Consider the following 20,400-nt stretch of genomic DNA (forward strand, 5'->3'; position numbering starts at 1 on the left):
AGAATAGTAGGTTTCGTAATTGGTCAGAATTAGAATTTGTTGTTATTGAAGAATCCATAGTTTATGGCGTTTCCTAATCACATGAGTTACATCATAGCCCCTCCTTGCTTGCGGGGAGGGGTTGGGGGTGGGGTTCTTGTACCTCACTAAAGTGAGAACCGCTATATGTATTACTTATCAAAATAATTTATTTTTCCCTATTCATAATTTTCTTTCTACTAGTAACATTCTGCGATAAGATAACCATCCACTAGTTATCATTACCAAAGTAAAAATTAATAAAAACCAAAAATGTGATGCAATTTCACTAAGTTGCTTGCCATTTGTGGAAACTCCCACGAATGCCTCATTCATGTGATAAATCGGGTTGTATTGAGCAATTTTGATTAAACTTTTCGGAAACAATGAACTTGGTAAAAAGGCTCCACCTAAGATTAATAAAGGTACACCAAAGGCAGCAACTAAGGAATTTACATCTTCAATTCGCCTAGCTAATTGTGTACCTAAAATAAAACCTAAGCCGACATAAGCAGCGATACTCATCAAAATAATGATTAATCCTAAAAAAATTGAACCTTTAAATGTCGCGCCCCAAAACGCAGCAACAGTATACACGAGTAAAGCTTGTCCTAAGCCAATGCAACTATGAGCTAAAAAAATTCCGAGAAAGTAGGATATACCACTCAATGGTGAGAGAAACAAGCGTTTGAGAGTTTGCTGTTCTCGTTCTGCAACGACAGTTGCAACAGTACCACCCAAACAACTAAAAAATAAAGCCGCACCGACTAATGTGGAAGGTGCAGTATATTCAAAAGCTGCGTTGATTGGTAATTTTGCGCGTTCTGCTAAAATAAACCCACCGAGAATTAAGACGGAAATTGGAAAAATACTCCAAAAAATGAGGCTACGTCGCCGACGGAGTAATTCAATTAAGATGCGCTGGGTGACAGCGATGGTTTCGCGCCAATATTTCATCTCATTTAGTTTATAGGATTGTTTACTCTTGACAATTTCTGCCATTCTGGCAAAATAATTCAGTTCGGGACTTAGCACGGTGATCACAGAAATATTCTTAACAATACAATCTGCGAACTCACAGTGATCATTTCACGACTTTGTTAGATGGGAAAAGTTAATTTTGTAACCAATGAGCCAAATACCTAATTTGCTGGAATCATCTACTATCTCCCGTCGTACACTGCTGAAGTTGTTCGGTGTTGGTACAGTTGCAGGAGTTACAGGATACTCGCGGTTTAGTAAGCCTAAACCAACGGTATTTCAAAAAGATACTCTAGATTTGCCACAAATATTAAATAAACCTAAAACTGTTGTTGTGATTGGGGGTGGTTTAGCAGGTTTAGCTTGTGCTTATGAATTAAGTCAACGAGGATTTATTGTCACACTATTAGAAAAATCTCCCCAATTAGGTGGCAAAATTGCTAGTTGGCAAATCGAAGCGGCTGGTGAAACCTTTATGATGGAACATGGGTTTCATGGCTTTTTTCCCCAGTACTATAACTTGAATAGTTTAGTAGCAGAATTGGGAATAAAGGATAATTTTCAATCGCTAAACTTTTACTCTGTGGTTTATCAAGATGCTAAATACAAACCAGAGGTATTTCGCCCCAGTCATTCGGCTTTTCCTTGGAATATTATAGACTTAGCGATCGCATCTCCTAATCGTTTGCGTTGGGGCATTAATTTAACGAAAATCAAACATCTGCAAGTCTTTCAAGCTATCACAGGCTTTCAAAGAGACAAAAATTATCAGCGATTTGATAATATATCTGTGGCTGATTGGGTAGAAACAGAATTTCCCCAAGGTTTATATGATTTATATTTTCTGCCTTTTGCCAAATCTAGCTTGAATGCACCAGATTTAATGAGTGTGGGAGAACTGATGCAGTTCTTTCATTTTTACTTTTTTGGTAATCCTGAAGGACTGGCTTTTAATGGTACTAAAGATGATATGGGGACAAGTTTAGTCCAACCGATCGCTCAGGCAATTGTGCAGCGTGGCGGTAAAATTATTACCGATGCAACTGTGACTGAAGTTGTGGCAGCCAACGGTAAAATTGAGGGTGTGAAATATAGCACCGATGGTAATTATAATTCTGCGCCGTTGACGGTGAAACAAAATACTGCGATCGCAGATGACAAGATAGAGTATTTTGGCGCGGCTGATGAAGTATTTGCATTACCTGTAGGTTCTCAGCAAGCAATTTCTCTCACCTGCACTCATCAAGGTTGCACTGTCCAAAAAGCAGAGGATGGTAGTTTTCAATGTCCTTGTCATGGGGCTAAATTTGCGGCGGATGGTAAAGTTATCAAAGGCCCAGCTAAACGAGATTTAGCTAAGTTTCAAGTAGCACAACGAGATGGTGATGAATTGCAACTAGTAGCAGTTAATCAAGAGTTGCCATCGCCAGAAAAACTCCAAGCTGATTATTATATTTTTGCTACCGATGTTCCGGGCGTGCAAACATTATTTCAGCGCATCAATGGCGATGTTGATAAAACAGTACAAAGCCAAGTCAAAAAGCTGAGTATTGCTGATCCTTTTGCCGTATGTCGCTTTTGGTTTGACCGCGATTTTGAATGGCAACAAAGTAATTTTACTTCTTTATCTGGCTACCAATTAACAGATAGCATCACTCTTTATCATCGCATTCAACAACAATTTATTGAGTGGTCACAACGCACTGGTGGTAGTGTGGTTGAATTACATGCCTATTGTTACAAAGAAAAGCAATTTCCTACCCAAGCAGCTTTGCTAGAAACTTTTGAACAAGAACTATACAACATTGTGCCAGAGTTAAAACAAGCCAAAATATTGCATCGAGAATTAGTGAACCAACATAACTTTTCAGGATATCCACCCCATAGTTATGCTGAACGTCCCGAAACCAGTACTAATATTCCGAACTTAATATTTGCGGGTGACTGGGTAAAAATGCCTTTTCCCTGCGGTTTAATGGAACGTGCTGTGAGTAGTGGTTTATTAGCCGCCAACGAGATTTTACACCGGGAAGGTTTACAGAGGCGATCGCTCTTCTCAGTTAATCCCGAAGGACTATTGCAGATATGATGAGCAAACCAGATCCTTGACTTCTTAAAGGAATCGAGGATCTGAAGTTTTTTGAGTTATTATCGGTGACAGATAATATATGAATTAAGAGAATTTTGATGCAAGTGAATAAAATAGCCTTGGTAATTGCAGCAATTATTACTATGTCACCCTTGACTTTAGTAATGGCAAAAGATGTACAGGCTGCTACTGTGGAAGAACGAGTTAAATCAACACCCAGTAATCAACCAGAACAAACTGTACAAAAAACTTTTACAAATCTCATCAATGCCATTGAACAAAACAATTATACCCAGTTTATCTCTCAAGGAAGTCCAGATTTTAAAGAAGGTTTAACCAAACAAATATTTACCCATGTGAGTAAACAATTAGCGCCACGCCTCAAGAAAGGTTATTCCTCTGTTTTCTTAACAAAATTAAATCAGCAAGACTATCAAGTTTACTTATGGAAATTGTCGTTTAAAGATGGCAGCGATGATATTTTAGCGAGACTTAGCCTGAAAGATGCAAAAGTAGCTGGATTTTGGTTGAACTAATATCGTTTCTGATACAAATAGACCGTAGGGGGAAGGAAAGACAAGGGAGACAAGGGAGACAAGGAAGCAATATTTCTACCTTGTCTACCCCCTCTCCCTTGCCTCTCTCCACTCCTTGACCAATCAGGAACCGTGTCTAGTACAGTATTGTCATAAGCTGGAGATGGGTAATTTCTGTTGTGGGTGAGAATGTGTTTTTCAGTGTTGTAATACCAACTTACAATCGTCTGCCGATTTTAGAAAAGTGCCTCCGAGCCTTGGAAATGCAGGAATTGAGTGCGTCAACTATCGTTACTGATTACGAAGTTGTTTTAGTAGATGATGGTTCTACTGACGGAACCTTAGAATGGTTGGCGGCACACAAGCAAGAGTTTCCCCATGTGCGATGCTTTCAGCAAGACCATGCTGGCCCGGCGGCGGCGCGGAATTTGGGGGTAGAGCAAGCACTTGGTGATACGATTATATTTATCGATAGCGATTTAGTAGTGCTGGAAAACTTTCTACAAGCTCACGCTGACGCATTATTGCAGGGAAAAGAGAAATTAGGAAGCGATCGCTTCTTTACTTACGGTGCAGTAATTAATACTTGTAACTTCGAGAATCCCACGGCGGAACCTTATAAAATTACCGATTTCTCTGCGGCTTTTTTCGCTACAGGTAACGTCGCTATTCCTAAACATTGGTTGACTAAAGCTGGCTTATTTGATACTGGTTTTCAACTTTATGGATGGGAAGATTTGGAATTAGGTGTCCGACTGAAAAATTTAGGACTACAACTAATTAAATGTCCCGCCGCCGTAGGATATCATTGGCATCCACCCTTTAATTTAGAACAAATTCCAAACTTGATTGAAAAAGAAATTCAACGCGGACGCATGGGAGTTTTGTTTTACCAAAAGCATCCCACTTGGGAAGTGCGAATGATGATTCAAATGACATGGCTGCACCGTTTACTGTGGGGAATTCTCTCACTTAATGGCCTGCTGAATGAAAATACAATGGCTCCCTTTCTACGCTGGCTGATTAAATTAGGTAAACCCCAATTAGCTTTGGAAGTAGCTCGAATTTTTCTCAATTGGTACAACGTCAAAGGCGTATATGAAGCCTATGCACAGTCAACTGTGAAGTAGAAATGGGGTAAAAATTTGCTTATCCTGAGAGGATATTTTAAAATTTAATACCTCAAATTACGGTGTGTATTATGGCAACGCTGAACGCATCAAAAAAGATGGTGCGTTACGGCTATTTTTCACACTCTTAAGTTCCGAAATCCTTGCGTAGCCGTAACACACCCTACTTAATAAGTATTATCTGCCTGTGAATAGAAAATTTATACCACGGTTGAAAGATTGATTTTGACGATTAAATCATTAAAATCGCGATCGCCACCACCAGATATATCTTCAAAACCAAAGGTATTATTTCCTAGTAAGCGAATGTGATCAGTTTTGTCAGCATTAGCCCCCAAAAACGGGAAATAAATGGCCGGATCATTATTTGGATTACTATCTAACAGCGCATCGGGACGACCATTCACAATAATAAACGGAACAAAGATTCCCCCTGCTTGGAAAGTACCAGTCAAAGAAGCACTACCTTGATTACTTACCGCCAAATCAATTCCCGCGACTCGATTCCGCACCGCAGCCTCAATATAACCTGCTTGTCCTGTAAGTAAATCAACCTTGCCGTCACCATTGGTATCAATTCCCCCATTTTCATCAACTACCTGATAGAAGCCGACATAGTTGTCGTAGGTTGCTTCTCGATAAACCGAAAATTCGGCTTTCACCGCAGTTTGAACATCTCGTAAATCAATCAGTTCCGCTTGGAAATTATTTTGCAGATTTGTACCCAAAGGTAAATCTTGATCTGTTTGCTGAATTCTCACCACTAAATGATTAAACTCTGTCGCATTGTTATTAAAAGGGTCTTTCCAACCCACAGAGAAAGCATTTTCACCCAAGTCAGTAACTTTTTGTGTGGTGACACTAGAAAACAGTAACTTGTTAATCAAGCTGGAATTGTTGCGTACAGAATCAAGGGTACCGTCTGTCACTAATAAAAAGCGGAAATTCTGACTATTATCTAGTTCTAGTATGGTGCTGAGATTATTATAGTCAAAGCCATTGGGGTTATTCTTTAGCGCCGATAAAATTACCTTTGACCTGGTTAATGCAGCTTCGGCATAACCATTTGCACCAGGAGCGATACCGTCAATCGTACCTTGAGGATCATCAACAGTAAAGAAACCCAGTTCATTGACGACATTGGCACTACGTCCTGTCAACTGAACTTTCAGTCTGACTTTTTCATTCTCACCTGACAAGAAAAAGACATCATCTTTGGGGTTAGTCAATCCTGTTGCTTCATTTATCCCCACATTCACATTACGAGTAACAGCGATACTATCTGCAACGCCATCATAAACAAGAAAACTGATAGTGCGAGTACCTGTACTGGGGTTATCGCTGCTGTTACGATATTTAATACTTCGCAGTGCTGCTTGATATTGAGCAACTGTGGCAGTACCACTTAAGGTTAAAAAACCATTATCGTAGTCGCCATTTATCCCATTTTGCTCAGTGAACTCAAGGATGTCTTCTAGGCTATTAAAACCATCATTAATGCGAATTACGGCAATAGTTAAGTTAGGGGAATCAACATCGGTAACAGTAATGTTAGAGTCAATAGTTATGCTGCTGTTGTTGATATATTTAACAGCATTCTTAGTAGTAACAACAACAGGGGCATCATTGACTGAACTTACATTAATATTACGAGTGGCAGTATTACTGGACAAGTTATTATTGACGACAAAGCTGATGGTGCGTGTGACAGTGCTGGGTTTTTCGCTGCGGTTGCGATATGTAATACTTCGCAGTGCCTCTTGATATTGGTCAACAGTAGCAGTACCAGTTAAAGTCAAAACACCGTTGCTGTATCTGCCAGTGATGCCGTTTTGATTAGTAAAGCTCAAAATGTCTTCTGTGCTGACAAAACCACTAGTAATGCTGACAGTGGCACCAGTCAAGTTTGTGGAGTCGGGATCGTTAACTATCAGGTTAGAGTCAATGGCTGTAGTCGCGTTTTCGGTGTATTGGAGGGTGCGGCTAGTAGCAATGATAGTAGGGGCATCATCAACTGCACTCACACTAATATTGCGGGTGACAGTATTACTATCTAGGTCGCCATCATTGACAACAAAACTAATGGTACGGGTGGTGGTACTGGGGTTATCGCTGCTGTTGCGATATTTAACACTTCGCAGTGCGGTTTGATATTGGGCAACGGTGGCAGTACCAGTTAAAGTCAAAACACCATCGCTATAACTGCCAGTGATGCCATTTTGGTTAGTGAACTCAAGGATATCTCCGTCTCTAATAGAATCACTAGTAATGCTGATGGTGGCACTATTTAGGTTGGTGGAATTAACATCGTTAACGGTGAGGCTAGAGTCGATGGTTGTAGCCGCATCATTTTCTGTGTAGGTGATGGGAGTTGTGCTGGTGAGAGTAATGACCGGGGCAACAGGTTCTACAATTGTTAAAGTAGATGTGCTATTTGTGTCTAGGATGTAGTCTGAGCCAGATTCTAGGTTAAGAGTAACTGTTTCGTTGGGGTCAGTTACATTATCAGCTACAGCTACAACTCTTAAGGTGGCAGTAGTTTGTCCAGGGGCAATGGTAAAAGTGTTGCCTGAGACAGCAGTAATATTTGTGCCGGCTTCTAGAGTGTAGTCATTGGTAGTAGTGGCGTTGCTACCGGTGGTGTTGAAGTTGACGGTTAAGCCACCATTTGGGGCAGGAGAATCGAGGGTAATGGTAAATGTGCCATCTGCAATGCCTTCTTTGGGGTTGGTGCCGGCAGCAATGCTGATTTTGGTGGTATTCAACAGCACTGAGACATTGCTGCTGTTTTCATTAGCAACAGCCAAGTCGAGCTTGCCGTCTTTGTTGAAGTCTCCTGCTGTGACTGAGAAGGGACTATTACCAACGGTGAAGTTGGTTGCGGTGCCGAAACTGCCTGAGCCGTTGCCTAACAGCACTGAAACATTGTTGCTGCTAAAATTAGCAACAATCAAGTCGAGGTTGCCGTCGCCGTTGAAGTCTCCTGCTGTGACTGAGAAGGGACTAGTGCCGACGGTGAAGTTAGTGGCGGTGCTAAAGTTGCCTAAGCCATTGCCTAAAAGCACTGAGACGTTGTTGCTGTTTTCATTAGCAACAGCCAAGTCGAGGTTGCCGTCGCCGTTGAAGTCTCCTACTGTGACTGATCGGGGATTAGTACCAACGCTGAAATTGGTGGCGGTGCCGAAACTGCCTGAGCCGTCGCCTAAAAGCACTGAGACGTTGTTGCTGTCTTTGTTAGCAGTAGCCAAGTCGAGTTTGCCGTCGAGGTTGAAGTCTCCCACTGTAACTGAGTAGGGACTAGTGCCAACGGTGAAGTTAGTGGCGGTGCTAAAGTTACCTAAGCCATTGCCTAACAGCACTGAGACGTTGTTACTGGTGCCGTTAGCAACAGCCAAGTCGAAGTTGCCGTCGCCGTTGAATTCTCCCACTGTGACTGAGAAGGGAAAAGTGCCGACGGTAAAGTTGGTGGCGGTGCTGAAACTGCCTAAGCCGTTGCCTAACAGCACTGAAACAGTGTTGCTGTTTTGGTTAGTAACAGCCAAGTCGAGGTTGCCGTCGCCGTTGAATTCTCCCACTGTGACTGAGGCGGGAGTATTGCCTGCACTGAAGTTAGTGGCGGTGCTGAAGTTGCCTAAGCCGTCGCCTAACAACACTGAGACGTTGTTGCTGCCGGAGTTAGCAACAGCCAAGTCAAGGATGCTGTCACCGTTGAAGTAGCCCACTGTGACTGAATAAGGACTAGTGCCAACGCTGAAGTTGGTGGCGGTGGTAAAGGTGACTAAAACTCCAGGGTAGGCTTGTCTAATTTCTGCTGACAAAGCCACATCGGAAGTGATTTCCCCTAGCTTGTGTTCTAGTTCCCAACTTCCTCCTTGTTGGGCGTTGCCAATTTTTCCAGCTGAGGCGGCAATGTTCGCCTTGGTAATTTGGTGTAGCTTCTGGATAAAGCTTTTACCCTGTTCTCCTTGAGCAACTTCACACCCATAAATCAGAATTTCTGTGGCTTGCCATTGTTGTAGTTGTTGGCTGTAGCTGTGGAGGTTGTCTAAATTGAGTTGGCTATTACCTAGTTGCAAGCAACCTGGGCTACCGTGAGCAATTATCTGAATACTTGCTGCTGGGTAGTTGCTGCACAGGGCGCTGATTTGAGTAATACCATCTGTATGTTTGTTGAGGACGGTGACTTTAGCGGTGGGTAGGATGCCTGACTTTAGTATTTGATAGTCATCAATTCCTGCATCAATAATGACTAGAGTTTGCTTTATAGCAGTAGTAACAGTAGATGCCATAATGTTTCAATCTTTGTCTGGAGGGTTAATTGGGCTATAGTATTTCTGACTCTAGTGAGGTAGTAGAGAGGAAGAATTAACCGCAGATGCACCCAGAGAAACTTGTACCTCAGCAAACTAGAAAAGGTGAAACGAACACCTAAAAATGAAAAAAATACTTATACTTTTTTAGCTTAATTTGATATAAAAATTTACGGTACTATTACTGTGCTTAACTGATGTCAAAAGAAGTTGCAGACAGTTTATTTATGTATAATTGCTGGTTTAATTTTTATTGATTAGTGGTATCTAAATTAACTTAAATCACCTGTTAACCTGATTTTATACGTATGTATGTTTGGTAACTAAAAAGGTTGGGTTTAGAAACAAAACCCAATATGCAAAAACCTTGATATTTTTGGGTTTCACCTCGTTCCACCTAATCTACATTGATATATTTTTTGTTTATGCTTTTACAATCTAATGCCCAGGCTGCTCTTCCTGTAGAAATACTTGCTTCGCATCATTTTATTGACTGGTTGCAGCTCCAGCAAATTAGTCTGGCATTTACTACTTATCAAAGTTCGCGGTTAATGTTGTTGGGAGTGAACGATCGCCATCAATTATCGGGATTTGAACGTTTTTTTGACCGCGCAATGGGACTATATACCACCCCAGAACGAATTTATCTCAGTTCTAAATTTCAAATTTGGCAGTTAGATAATGTGCTGACTCCTGGACAACTTTATGATGGTTATGACAAGCTTTAAATTGTCTGGCAACGGTGAGCGATCGCCATAGTTGCATTCCTTTATGGAAACCTAAATTTATTTCTAGCTTAGTCAATTAGGATCGTTGTCACCTCAATGGTTTGGCAATGGTCAACTGTCAGCCTTGTTATGTTACCTTGCAGCTTTATAGTATGAGGGTGTAAAAATTTTGATGTCTACCCCATAAAATGAATGACAGCACAAAGCCTTTAACCCTGTCATCTGTCACCGTTCGGCTGGAAGCCTATTACCTGTCTCCTGTTATGTCTTTAACTAATAAAACTGATTTTACAGGTCGCTTGATGACATTGCCTTGTGAATCAACTTTGCCGTAGAAAGCTTTACCGTTGTAATAAAGGGAAGATGAACTACCGCCATCTAAGTTCATGGCTTCGGATGCACCCAGCTTTTTCATTAAATCTGCTAGTTGCGATAGAGATACACCAGAATTATTTGGTTGTGAAGGCTTTTGAGCTACCATCACTAAAAGAATACTGCGATCGCGGGTAATACCAACAGCCGTTCTAGCGTTGGGTTGTTTACTTCCAATTGCATCGCGTCCGTTAGTATTATCTACAAAAGCTTCTTGCTCTGATGTGAGTTTTGGTAACAGTCGTGGCCCAGCACCAATAGCGTCAATTATGCGACATTTGGCTGGTGGTGTTTCATTATGCACAGCTATGGCGTAGCGGGTTGTTTCTCCACACAAGTAGCGGCGAAATTGACTCCGATTTAAAATTGCAATCAAGTAAGGTCTTAATTTAGGATTATTAATCAATCTCTCATTATTTCTGGGGTCAGCTACCAATTGACCATTAGCAATAATATAAGATGTAGATTTTTCGTTGGCTGGGTCAAAAAAGCCAGCGTTGATAATAGCCACAGCTTGATGCTTTTGGGCAAATTCCTCTACAGTGTTTGTCTGCGGAGATAATGCTGGAGTGACTACAAACTTGCTGTTGGCTGGAATTAACAAAACATGAGCTGTACCTTGGGGTAAAGTACGTTCAAAGTAACGGATGGTTTTGGCGGTGGGAATTGTCGAAGATATCGACCTTGGTAAAGAACCCAGACCCAACCATAAGGGCAATACACCAACACTCGCTATAGTCAAACTCAGCAGCCAGATTTTTTTCATTTGCTCGCACTCAACCTTGCTGCATGAATATTACAGCAAAATTTACCGCAAAGCTTGTGGTGCGTTACGGCTTACACCTAATACATTGACTAAAATATGACTATAGTATTGCTTCTTAGGACTTACACAGTGATACCAAGATGCTGAAAATAATGCAGAATTTCATCACCAGTTAGAATTAAATTGCCCTAGAAAATTGCTTATCTTGTTGTTGATTATGAGCATCAAAAACAACGGCAATATTTCTCACTAATAACCTGCCAGTATCGGTAATTTGTAGGTGATGGGCAGATAATTTTAGTAGTCCATCTTCAACTAATGGTTGTAATGCTGCTAATTCTTGGGAGAAATATTCATCAAAATTGATGTTGTATTTCTCTTCAATATCTTGTTTGTACAACTGAAAATGAGACATGATACACATAATGACATCCCGGCGGATAATGTCATCTTGAGTAAGTTTGATACCTTTACTCACAGGTAAAACATGATTATCAACTGCTTGATAATAATCTTTGAGTTGTTTATGGTTTTGGACGTAGGCATCGTTCAACATACTAATTGATGTAGCACCAAACCCAAACAAATCTGTACCAGCGTGGGTGGTGTAACCTTGGAAGTTGCGTTGTAGGGTGCGATTTCGTTGCGCGATCGCTAATTCATCGTTCGGTTTAGCAAAATGATCCATCCCAATAAATAAATACTGGCTACTGGTTAATTCCTCAATGGTCATTTTGAGAATTTCTAACTTTTCTTGCGGTTTTGGTAATGCTTCTGGAGGAATATTTTTTTGTGCTGGTTTTAACCAAGGCACATAGGCAAAGTTAAACACCACAATGCGGTCGGGATCTAATGCAACGGTCTTTCTAATCGTCTCTCGAAATGTTTGCAGTGTTTGATAAGGTAAACCATAAATTAAATCAACATTCACACTATCAAACTTGGCTGCTTTAATCCAGTCCATGACATTAAATAACAAGTCTTCTGGCTGGATGCGATTTACAGCGACTTGGACTTCATTATTAAAGTCTTGAATACCAAAACTCACACGATTAAATCCTAGCTCTCGTAAAAAGAAAATATATTCTTTATCAACGTAGCGGGGATTAATTTCAATGGAAATTTCGGCTTGGGGGTCAAATTCAAAATGCTGTGTAATTTTCTTCCACAAAAATTCTACTTGTTCTAAGTCTAAGTAGTTCGGTGTACCGCCACCCCAGTGCATTTGCAATACCTTTCTATCGGGAGAAATCAAGGTAGACATCTGCTTGATTTCTTGTGCTAAATGTTCTAGATAAGGCTTGGCAATATTCTTGTTGTTGGAAATTACTGTATTACAGCCGCAGAAATAACAAGCACTTTGACAGAAAGGAATGTGGAAATAAAATGATAGCGGAGATTTTCTGTGGTTGGAAGCTGCGATCGCTGTATGAAAATCATCTGTTGTAAATGCTTCGTTTAACTCGGTAGCTGGTGGATAACTTGTATATCTCGGTGCTGCTGTGTCGTACTTTTTGATCAAATCCAAATCAAACTTGACACTGGGTAATATGAATACCATCAAAACCTCCAATGTAATGGGTAGGCTAGATTTTCAAACTCACAAAAAATCAGCCTAAGTACTTGTTTGTATTGCAAATAAAGGTTAAAGGCTAGGGGTTAGAGGCTAGAGAAGAACTTTAACTACCTGGAAAGTGCTGAGTAAAACTACTATTCTCTAGTCCCTAGCTTCTAGCCTCTCATCTCTCTTTCTTGTAACTGCTGTCTAGTTTAGATATCAGTTGTAGTGCATGATGTGTTGACTCAAACCAAACAGCAAAATTTTGCGAAAATTAATTAGTGGCAGTTGCTTCTGTACTACCAGGATTATTAGCACGGGTCAAGTTATTAAATAATACTTGACCGATCGCTTTAATTAAACTTCCTTCTAGTTCCTCAGCCATTTGCATATTTAAACTAAAGGCATAGTTAGCTTCAGCAACAATTCTCTCGGCTGTCGCATCATCCACTGCTACAGCGTTTAAAGCTTCGCGGTATTTGTCCTTAAATGCTTTTTTGTCGGGAATTTGGTCAAAGTTATAAAAAGAAGTACCCTCATAGCCAGACAGCTTGAGGGTAGATTGAGCAATTTTTTGTAACATCTGACCGCCAGAAAGATCGCCCATGTAGCGCGTGTAGGCGTGACCAATTAATAATGCAGGTTCATAAGCAGATAATTGTTGAATTCGGGCGATGTATTTTTTGCCATTGTTAGAAGGTGCGATTAAATTGCGCCAGTTGCTGCCATAGTAAAATACCATGTCTGTTTCTAAAGCTGCCTGACGATTTAATTCAGGAAAGTACATTCCACCAATTACCGGGTTGTTTTGCTGATTGGCTAATGCTGCTTCGAGTTCACTGTAAACAAAATACAAGTTACCCAAAAACTTTGCAAAGCAGTCTTTATCAACCACACCTTTCAGAAAACATTTCATAAATCCCACATTTTCGGCGGCGGTGTGGGCTTTTTGCGTACCAGTACGCAGTTTGATGGCTAAGTTACTACTCATTTTGGATTCCTTTATCACCGACTTACATTAAATGGAGAGATTAGAGGTTAGGGGTGAGAGGTTAGAGGCTAGAGGCTAGAGGTTAGGGATTAGGGGCTGGTTTTAATTACTCAGCACTCACACTTCGACTTCTCCTGTCGGAGACGCTGCGCGAACGCTCAGTGAACAACACTCAGCACTCAAAACTCAGCACTTTTAAAAGAATTTACGTCAGAGATGAAGGATTGTTATTCTAGATGTAGAGGGGAAAAGTATCGGCATCACTATCACTTCAACCAGCAACTACCATTGCCGATACTGTTCTGAGAGATTTTTGCTCTCCCAAAATCATTTAACTATCAATACTTGTATAACTATACAGCTATTAATATTTCTTTATATTCCCCAATATTTAGACAAATTTAGCGATGTTGCATTGCTACTTCTCTTAAAAGCGGGGAAATTAGCCGCAAAACCACAGCTACAACCCTGAGAAACCTGAGCATTAAGGTTATCTCGTGATATTTGCTTTTCCATAATTCAACTGATGCGGATCTACAACAATTTATGCTTATATAACTATTAAAAGATAAAATAATGTAAAGGAGTCTCATGGTCGATTCAGTTGCAACCCCAGAGCCGCAATTGCTAAAGCCGGGTATTAAAGCGCCTGTTGCAGAAACTTTATTAACACCCAGGTTTTACACTACAGACTTTGATGCAGTGGCGAAATTGGATATATCGGCTAATGAGGCTGAAATCAAGGCTGTGATTGATGAATTGCGGGCTGATTACAACCGCCATCACTTTGTGCGTGATGATGAGTTTAAGCAGTCATGGGATCACATTACAGGAGAAAAACGCCGCGCCTTTATTGACTTTTTAGAACGTTCTTGTACTTCGGAGTTTTCTGGGTTTCTTTTATTTAAAGAATTATCACGTCGTCTGAAAAAAAATAACCCGTTGCTATCTCAAGCGTTTGAATATTTGGCGCGGGATGAGGCTCGTCATGCAGGGTTTTTGAATAAATCAATGGCAGATTTGAACCTGTCATTAGATTTAAACTTTTTAACCAAAAACCGCACATATACCTTTTTCCCGCCAGAGTGGATTATTTACACAGTTTACCTATCGGAGAAAATTGGTTATTGGCGATATATTTTAGTGCATCAGCACATGCAAGAGCATCCAGAATATCAGTTTTATCCGTTGTTCCGCAAGTTTGAGAGTTGGTGTCAAGACGAAAATCGCCACGGAGATTTCTTTAAAGCATTGTTGCGATCGCAAACTAAACTCTGGAAAAGTTGGACAGCAAAATTGTGGGTGCGATTCTTTTTGCTGACTGTGTTTGCTACCCATACAATGACTGTATTTGAACGCGCATCATTTTACGAAGTGATTGGGATTCATCCTCGTAAATACAACAACAGAGTTATTCAAGAGACAAATAACACTTCTGCACGCGCATTTCCCCTCATCTTGAATACAAATCACCCGTTATTTTTCTGGCGCTTAGAACAGTGTTCAGAAAATAACTTGAAAATTGCGGCAATTAAAAACAGTAATCAGCCTGGCATAGTGAAATTATTCCAACAAATTCCGCCAATTGTTGCTATTTTTTGGCACATGTTACAGCTATATCTAATTAAACCAATTGAGACCGAATCTACACGCGGTACAGTTCTTTAATTAGTTTTGTTGAGCTATTGCTTTTAGGTGGACACAATTATTTAGAAGACGCATTTCGACTCCCTTCGGCTACGCTCAGGGCGAGTCGCTCAATGCTCAATAGACCTAATAAAAGAGGGTTGAGCGGAGCGATGCACTGAGCCTGTCGAAGTGTCGAAACCCGTTCATTTCAATTTAGGTTTAATTTATTTCTTCTACTTAACTATAGGAATACGGTTTTATTCCCGAATTTACTGGTGTGCCAAGAAAGTAGGGAAGAAGTCTTGTCTAAATTAACTAATTGTTTTTAGAAGTTGAATATTAGTCCTATGGTTGCTAATAAAATAATCATAAATATTTTTGCTACATCACATCCCCGATTTATTAAAGAAGTCGGGGATATTTATTTGGTTAGAAAATGTGTTGTCAATGCCATCGTTTTATTTAAAAAATAAATTTTCTGGATTAATTATCTACGTACGTATATCTGTTGATAGAGAAGATAATTACGCCGCGAGATTGAGGGAAATTATGGCGAAAAAGGATAGTAATAGGATTATTGAACTCAATAAATTTGTGATCACAAGATTTTAATTAATTAGGAGAAGTGAGAATGGTTGCTGGTGTACGGAGACGCTCTATAGGTGTATTTTCTAATCGCAGGGATGCTGAAGAAGCATTACATGAATTGAGAAATTCTGGCTTTCCGATGGATAGAGTCTCTGTGATTGCGAGAGATGCTGATGGTAAAGATGAGATTGCTGGTACGCAAGTCAGCGATCGCGTGGGCGATAAATCTGACGAAGGTGCGGCGGTGGGTGCAGCTACAGGCGGCGCTTTAGGCGGTTTAACAGGCTTATTAGTTGGGCTGGGAACTTTAGCCATCCCTGGAATTGGGCCGATTATGTTGGCGGGTGCAACTGCAACAGCGATCGCCACTACTATTGCTGGGGCTGGTATTGGTGCAGTAGCTGGTAGCTTAATTGGCGCTTTGATTGGTTTGGGAATCCCCGAAGAACGGGCTAGAGTTTATAACGAACGTGTCCAAAGCGGTGGTTATTTGGTCATCGTCGATGGTACAGATGATGAAATTGCCAGAGCCGAAGCCATTTTACATCGTCGGGGAATTGAAGAGTATGGCATTTACAACCATCCCCATGCTCATGAAGTTGATCCCACAACAAGTTATGTCAAACATGCTTTAGGTTACTTTAGTCTGCGTCAAGATGCGGAAGCCGCAATTAATGATTTACGGGTGGCTGGCTTTCCTCTGAGCCAAATTTCCTTGATTCATCGGGAGTCAATCAATCAAACAGCTTTAAAAGAAGTGAATTATAGCGATCGCCTGGATGCTGTACGCTATGGATTACCAGATGACCGCACCCGCTTTTATAACGAGCGCATCAATCACGGCGATTACATCGTTGCAGTCAGTGGTACAGATGACGAAATTCATCGGGCGGCGGCGATTCTCAACCGCCATAGAATTCAACATTGGCAAATTTTTGACCCCCACAGCCACGCCACAACACCCTTACACCAAAACCGCCGCGCCATAGGTGTATTTTCCCACCGCCGTGATGCAGAAGCCGCACTCAATGAACTGAGAGATGCTGGTTTCCCCATGAATCGCGTTTCACTAATTGCTAAAGACACAAATGGTCATGGTGTGGCTGGTGTCGGTAACAAAGCTGATGAAGGTGCGAAAGCCGGAGCCGCTACAGGTGGTGCATTGGGTGGTTTAGGCGGCTTATTAGTTGGATTGGGTGCATTAGCCATTCCCGGAATTGGGCCTGTGATTGCTGGTGGTGCATTAGCAACCGCTTTAGCCACAACAGTAGCTGGTGGGGCGATTGGTGCAGCTGCTGGTGGTTTAGTTGGTGCATTAGTGGGATTAGGGATTCCCGAAGACAGAGCAAGAATTTATAGCGATCGCTTTCAACGCGGCGATTACTTAGTCATGGTCGATGGTACAGACACAGAAATTCAACACGCCCAAACTATTCTGCAACGTCGCGGGATTGAAGACTTTGACATTTTTGATGCGACTGATGTTGATACCGAATCCCGTCGCGGTGGGGATTGGACAAGACATCAAGAAACCCCAGTGATTGAAACTGGTCGCGCTAATTATCCAGTAACAGGCGATCGTGTAGATCCCACTGTCACCATCGTTGATCGCCGAGACGACCTACTTTAACTAAAACAAAAAACCCTTCATTGTCAATCTATTGATCATTAAACCAATGAAAAAACTAGCGCCCTTTTTTGTTAGTAGCTTATTACTTCTTGGTGCTGTTGCTTGTCAAAATCCTTCTCGCACCAGCGAATCAGCACCCGACACAGTAAATCAAAATCCTGCTTTCCCAGCTGCACAAACAACTCAAGAAGCAAAAGAAGACGCTCAAAGTGAACTGCGCCGCCGACAACTTAATGAAGATATCCGGGCGCGTGAAGAACGAAATAATATAACAGGTGGTGATACCCAAAGAGCAACCGCCGATTTAGCCAGTGAAGTGCGTTCTAAATTAGAAGCTAATATTCCTGGTGGTCAGCTAACAGTTGCTGCCGACCAAAATGGTACAGTCACTGTGAATGGTACTGTCAATAATCAAGATCAGCTGAATAAGATTCAGCCTCTTGCACAAGAAATCAAAGGTGTAAAGAGCGTAGTTAACAAAGCTGTTGTTGCTCCTGCTAAACAATAATTAAATATAGTCATAGCAGCTGCTTCGACTCCACCCCGCAAGTCCGGGGTGTACACACAACTCTGATAAAGTTACTTCGCTCCCTCCTAATCTAGGTTAGGGGGGAGCGAAATGCTAATCATATTTCCGCCGACCTGTACTAGCCTCGTAATTTTTATGATTCATCTCGAAATTCGAGAATATGTTGGGCTGTAACTTGTGGTTGTTCTAGATGGGGAATATGACCTGAGTCTTGAATCCAAATGAGTTTACTATTGGGAATGGCACGTTTGAATCTTTTTGCATCTGTAGTGCCTAAGATTTTGTCTGAGTCGCCCCAAAGAATTAATGTGGGTTGCAGAATTTGTCCAATTTGCTTAAATCTAAAAGCACTGTAACCACCACTTTTGGTAAAAGCAATTAAAGCTAGATGCCAACTCGGCATTTCTAGATGCAGTCCGCCACAATATGTAGCATCTAGAGTTACTAGATTGGGGTTTTTATAAGCAGTGCGAGAAATGCGATCGCGGACTTTGGGATTACGCAAAAATTCTGTCGCCCAATTATCCAAGGGCGGAAACATGAATTTTGCTAAAGGTGAACCTGCTTTTAACCCAGCACTATCAATCAACACCAGTTTTTTGACGACTTCTGGATAGGTGAGGGTAAAGTCAATGGCGGCTGCACCTCCCATCGATGCACCCACCAAAATTACAGGCTCTTTAATTAAGGTTTTCCAGAAATAATATAGATGGGTTTTAATGGCGACGGGACTAAATGCTATGTCTTGGAGTCTGTCGGTAAAGCCAAAACCGAGTAAATCCACTGCCCAGGTTTGATTATTTTCTGCCAGTAGTGGTAGTAGTCGGCGAAATTCTAATACAGAACTATCAAAACCGTGGATGAGTAAAATTGGTGTGCCACCACTGCCTTGTTTCACATAAGTGGTGGTGATTGGTTCGGCAGATAAAGGAGTAGCGATCGCTTGACTTTGGATACTACAAGCTAGGGCGATCGAGTTTGGTTCAGTTAATTGCCTAACTGCGGCTGGTAAAAAGCTAGGAAACATAAATTATAGTTTACAGCACCCCATCACCAAAATTGTGCTGATTTGTTAGCTAATGACTCAGTGTACCGAAAAAAAACACTTTTGAATGTCACCATTGGAGCCAACCCCGCGTAAAATAAAGATCACTCTATTTATTGTCTCAGGAGCTAATGCCATGCCAATGGCTGTTGGCGTAATTGAAACTTTAGGTTTTCCATCTGTGTTAGCCGCAGCAGATGCAATGGTGAAATCTGCCGCAGTCACGCTGGTATATTATGGACTAGCGGAAAGTGGTCGCTTTGTTGTTGCTGTCCGAGGACAAGTTGCTGAAGTCAACAGAGCTGTTGAACAAGGTATAAATGCTGGGGAGCAGGTAAAGGCAGAAACAGTAATCACCCATTATATAGTTCCTAATCCCCCGGAAAATGTGGAAACAGTTCTGCCCATCCACTTCACCCAGAAATCTGAGCCTTTCCGGATCTTCTAAACAGTTTCGCCATTAAAATTTGTAACAAAGCTGCCTACAATTAATTTTGCAGCGATACATACGTTTATCTATATCAGGAGATGAAGAATGTCACTACAGGCAGTTGGTTCGCTGGAAACTAAGGGTTTTCCTGCTGTGTTAGCCGCAGCAGACGCAATGGTAAAAGCAGGACGAGTTACCCTCGTTGGTTATATCCGAGTTGGTAGCGCACGCTTTACGGTGAATATTCGGGGAGATGTTTCGGAAGTGAAAACTGCGATGGCTGCCGGTGTGGAAGCAGCAGAAAATGTTTATGGAGGCACATTAGAATCTTGGGTAATTATCCCTCGTCCTCATGAAAACGTTGAGGCTGTTTTACCAATTGCTTACACCGCAGAAGTACAGCAGTATCGTGACTCTGTAGAAAATCCGATCATCAGGTCTGGTAACGGCAGATAAAATTAGCAGGTTCATCCCACAGCTAAAGTCAAAAGTCCCCAGTCCAATTGCTAATCAATGATTAATAATTGCGACTAGACTATTGACTTTTTGCTAAGTATGCTGTTTCAATTTTATTCCATTTGTCACAAGCATTACTCTCCTGGGCAACTAACTCTTAAAAGAAACAAATTACTTCGAGGACTGGTTGTCAGTTTTGCGTATAATTAAAAAAAATTGCTTTACCCACAGCATGAGATTTTAAGAAAATTGTAGTGTTAGCGATCGCCGCAATCTTTCACACAACTTCCTCTACCGATAGAAATTAAGGAGTGAACTGTAAACTATGGCTTTTAGATATGATCGCCATAGACAAGTTAGTAGAAATTGATAAGAAAAATTACATATTTCCTAAAACACGAAATAAAGACTTGATGACGTGAAACTTATCCACTCAAGCTAACGTCTGGAATTTCGAGAAATCTCACTAGTTCTTGAGCAGTAGTGTAGACTTTCTCGTTTTTACTAACTGAAGCCCTTTAATCCTAGTTTGTCCTGATCAGATTGATTGAGGATTAGTTAGCTTTTTAGGTATTTTAATGATAAGTTGACAAAAATTGAAAATTGTGAAATAT

Annotated in this window: 15 protein-coding genes; 9 read left to right on the top strand and 6 right to left on the bottom strand. The window is 41.1% G+C overall.

The window, feature by feature from the left end:
• Positions 1–201: 201 nt before the first annotated feature.
• Complete coding sequence (locus tag H6G77_RS14335; RefSeq protein WP_190871964.1) at positions 202–975, bottom strand: ABC transporter permease; 774 nt, start codon at positions 973–975, stop codon at positions 202–204.
• A gap of 172 nt (positions 976–1,147) precedes the next feature.
• On the opposite strand from H6G77_RS14335, the gene H6G77_RS14340 reads away from it, so the two are divergent.
• The 3 genes from H6G77_RS14340 (at position 1,148) to H6G77_RS14350 (ending at position 4,754) form a co-directional block, all read left to right on the top strand.
• A complete protein-coding gene (locus tag H6G77_RS14340) occupies positions 1,148–3,088 on the top strand; it encodes an FAD-dependent oxidoreductase (protein WP_190871894.1) in 1,941 nt (646 codons plus the stop codon).
• Between the two features lie 98 nt (positions 3,089–3,186).
• The gene (locus H6G77_RS14345) at positions 3,187–3,624 is read left to right on the top strand and encodes a hypothetical protein (RefSeq protein ID WP_199331495.1); all 438 of its coding nucleotides are present in this window, start codon (positions 3,187–3,189) and stop codon (positions 3,622–3,624) included.
• Between the two features lie 191 nt (positions 3,625–3,815).
• Complete coding sequence (locus H6G77_RS14350; RefSeq protein WP_190871895.1) at positions 3,816–4,754, top strand: glycosyltransferase; 939 nt, start codon at positions 3,816–3,818, stop codon at positions 4,752–4,754.
• Positions 4,755–4,954: 200 nt separating this feature from the next.
• Here the strand turns inward: H6G77_RS14350 and H6G77_RS14355 are convergent, their stop codons facing one another.
• Positions 4,955–9,043: an FG-GAP-like repeat-containing protein gene (locus H6G77_RS14355; protein ID WP_190871896.1), complete on the bottom strand. Its 4,089-nt coding sequence runs from the start codon at positions 9,041–9,043 to the stop codon at positions 4,955–4,957.
• Between the two features lie 446 nt (positions 9,044–9,489).
• On the opposite strand from H6G77_RS14355, the gene H6G77_RS14360 reads away from it, so the two are divergent.
• On the top strand, positions 9,490–9,792 hold the full coding sequence (locus tag H6G77_RS14360) for a DUF4915 domain-containing protein (RefSeq protein WP_199331496.1): 303 nt from the start codon (positions 9,490–9,492) through the stop codon (positions 9,790–9,792).
• Positions 9,793–10,039: 247 nt separating this feature from the next.
• Here the strand turns inward: H6G77_RS14360 and H6G77_RS14365 are convergent, their stop codons facing one another.
• The 3 genes from H6G77_RS14365 to H6G77_RS14375 form a co-directional block, all read right to left on the bottom strand.
• Positions 10,040–10,930 (bottom strand): phosphodiester glycosidase family protein, encoded by an 891-nt coding sequence (locus tag H6G77_RS14365; protein WP_190871897.1) that lies wholly within the window; start codon positions 10,928–10,930, stop codon positions 10,040–10,042.
• Between the two features lie 178 nt (positions 10,931–11,108).
• Positions 11,109–12,491: an oxygen-independent coproporphyrinogen III oxidase gene (gene hemN / locus H6G77_RS14370; protein WP_190871898.1), complete on the bottom strand. Its 1,383-nt coding sequence runs from the start codon at positions 12,489–12,491 to the stop codon at positions 11,109–11,111.
• A gap of 271 nt (positions 12,492–12,762) precedes the next feature.
• Positions 12,763–13,479 (bottom strand): heme oxygenase (biliverdin-producing), encoded by a 717-nt coding sequence (locus tag H6G77_RS14375; RefSeq protein ID WP_190669880.1) that lies wholly within the window; start codon positions 13,477–13,479, stop codon positions 12,763–12,765.
• 591 nt (positions 13,480–14,070) lie between these two features.
• Between H6G77_RS14375 and acsF the strand changes: the two genes are divergently transcribed.
• From acsF to H6G77_RS14390, 3 genes are all read left to right on the top strand, one after another.
• Positions 14,071–15,147 carry a magnesium-protoporphyrin IX monomethyl ester (oxidative) cyclase gene (gene acsF, locus H6G77_RS14380; RefSeq protein ID WP_190589817.1) on the top strand — a complete coding sequence of 359 codons (1,077 nt, stop codon included), beginning with the start codon at positions 14,071–14,073 and terminating at the stop codon, positions 15,145–15,147.
• 592 nt (positions 15,148–15,739) lie between these two features.
• Complete coding sequence (locus H6G77_RS14385) at positions 15,740–17,326, top strand: general stress protein (RefSeq protein ID WP_190871899.1); 1,587 nt, start codon at positions 15,740–15,742, stop codon at positions 17,324–17,326.
• Positions 17,327–17,372: 46 nt separating this feature from the next.
• Positions 17,373–17,834, top strand: a complete 462-nt coding sequence (locus H6G77_RS14390; RefSeq protein WP_190871900.1) for a BON domain-containing protein — start codon at positions 17,373–17,375, stop codon at positions 17,832–17,834.
• Positions 17,835–17,988: 154 nt separating this feature from the next.
• Here the strand turns inward: H6G77_RS14390 and H6G77_RS14395 are convergent, their stop codons facing one another.
• Positions 17,989–18,882 (bottom strand): alpha/beta fold hydrolase, encoded by an 894-nt coding sequence (locus H6G77_RS14395; protein WP_190871901.1) that lies wholly within the window; start codon positions 18,880–18,882, stop codon positions 17,989–17,991.
• Positions 18,883–19,036: 154 nt separating this feature from the next.
• Here H6G77_RS14395 and H6G77_RS14400 point away from each other — a divergent pair, with 154 nt between their 5' ends.
• Together H6G77_RS14400 and H6G77_RS14405 are read left to right on the top strand one after the other, a co-directional pair.
• On the top strand, positions 19,037–19,348 hold the full coding sequence (locus H6G77_RS14400) for a carbon dioxide-concentrating mechanism protein CcmK (protein WP_062287987.1): 312 nt from the start codon (positions 19,037–19,039) through the stop codon (positions 19,346–19,348).
• A gap of 87 nt (positions 19,349–19,435) precedes the next feature.
• Complete coding sequence (locus H6G77_RS14405) at positions 19,436–19,786, top strand: carbon dioxide-concentrating mechanism protein CcmK (RefSeq protein ID WP_190589813.1); 351 nt, start codon at positions 19,436–19,438, stop codon at positions 19,784–19,786.
• Positions 19,787–20,400 lie beyond the last annotated feature (614 nt).

It is taken from the genome of Aulosira sp. FACHB-615 (assembly GCF_014698045.1).
GTDB lineage: Bacteria > Cyanobacteriota > Cyanobacteriia > Cyanobacteriales > Nostocaceae > Nostoc_B.

What these genes read in the sequence shown, in the direction of transcription:
- H6G77_RS14365 (WP_190871897.1), bottom strand. Translation starts at nt 10,930, where the DNA reads ATGAAAAAAATCTGGCTGCTGAGTTTGACTATAGCGAGTGTTGGTGTA.
- H6G77_RS14355 (WP_190871896.1), bottom strand. Translation starts at nt 9,043, where the DNA reads ATGGCATCTACTGTTACTACTGCTATAAAGCAAACTCTAGTCATTATT.
- H6G77_RS14340 (WP_190871894.1), top strand. Translation starts at nt 1,148, where the DNA reads ATGAGCCAAATACCTAATTTGCTGGAATCATCTACTATCTCCCGTCGT.
- hemN (WP_190871898.1), bottom strand. Translation starts at nt 12,491, where the DNA reads ATGGTATTCATATTACCCAGTGTCAAGTTTGATTTGGATTTGATCAAA.
- H6G77_RS14400 (WP_062287987.1), top strand. Translation starts at nt 19,037, where the DNA reads ATGCCAATGGCTGTTGGCGTAATTGAAACTTTAGGTTTTCCATCTGTG.
- acsF (WP_190589817.1), top strand. Translation starts at nt 14,071, where the DNA reads ATGGTCGATTCAGTTGCAACCCCAGAGCCGCAATTGCTAAAGCCGGGT.
- H6G77_RS14375 (WP_190669880.1), bottom strand. Translation starts at nt 13,479, where the DNA reads ATGAGTAGTAACTTAGCCATCAAACTGCGTACTGGTACGCAAAAAGCC.
- H6G77_RS14360 (WP_199331496.1), top strand. Translation starts at nt 9,490, where the DNA reads ATGCTTTTACAATCTAATGCCCAGGCTGCTCTTCCTGTAGAAATACTT.
- H6G77_RS14390 (WP_190871900.1), top strand. Translation starts at nt 17,373, where the DNA reads ATGAAAAAACTAGCGCCCTTTTTTGTTAGTAGCTTATTACTTCTTGGT.
- H6G77_RS14405 (WP_190589813.1), top strand. Translation starts at nt 19,436, where the DNA reads ATGTCACTACAGGCAGTTGGTTCGCTGGAAACTAAGGGTTTTCCTGCT.
- H6G77_RS14385 (WP_190871899.1), top strand. Translation starts at nt 15,740, where the DNA reads ATGGTTGCTGGTGTACGGAGACGCTCTATAGGTGTATTTTCTAATCGC.
- H6G77_RS14335 (WP_190871964.1), bottom strand. Translation starts at nt 975, where the DNA reads ATGAAATATTGGCGCGAAACCATCGCTGTCACCCAGCGCATCTTAATT.
- H6G77_RS14345 (WP_199331495.1), top strand. Translation starts at nt 3,187, where the DNA reads ATGCAAGTGAATAAAATAGCCTTGGTAATTGCAGCAATTATTACTATG.
- H6G77_RS14395 (WP_190871901.1), bottom strand. Translation starts at nt 18,882, where the DNA reads ATGTTTCCTAGCTTTTTACCAGCCGCAGTTAGGCAATTAACTGAACCA.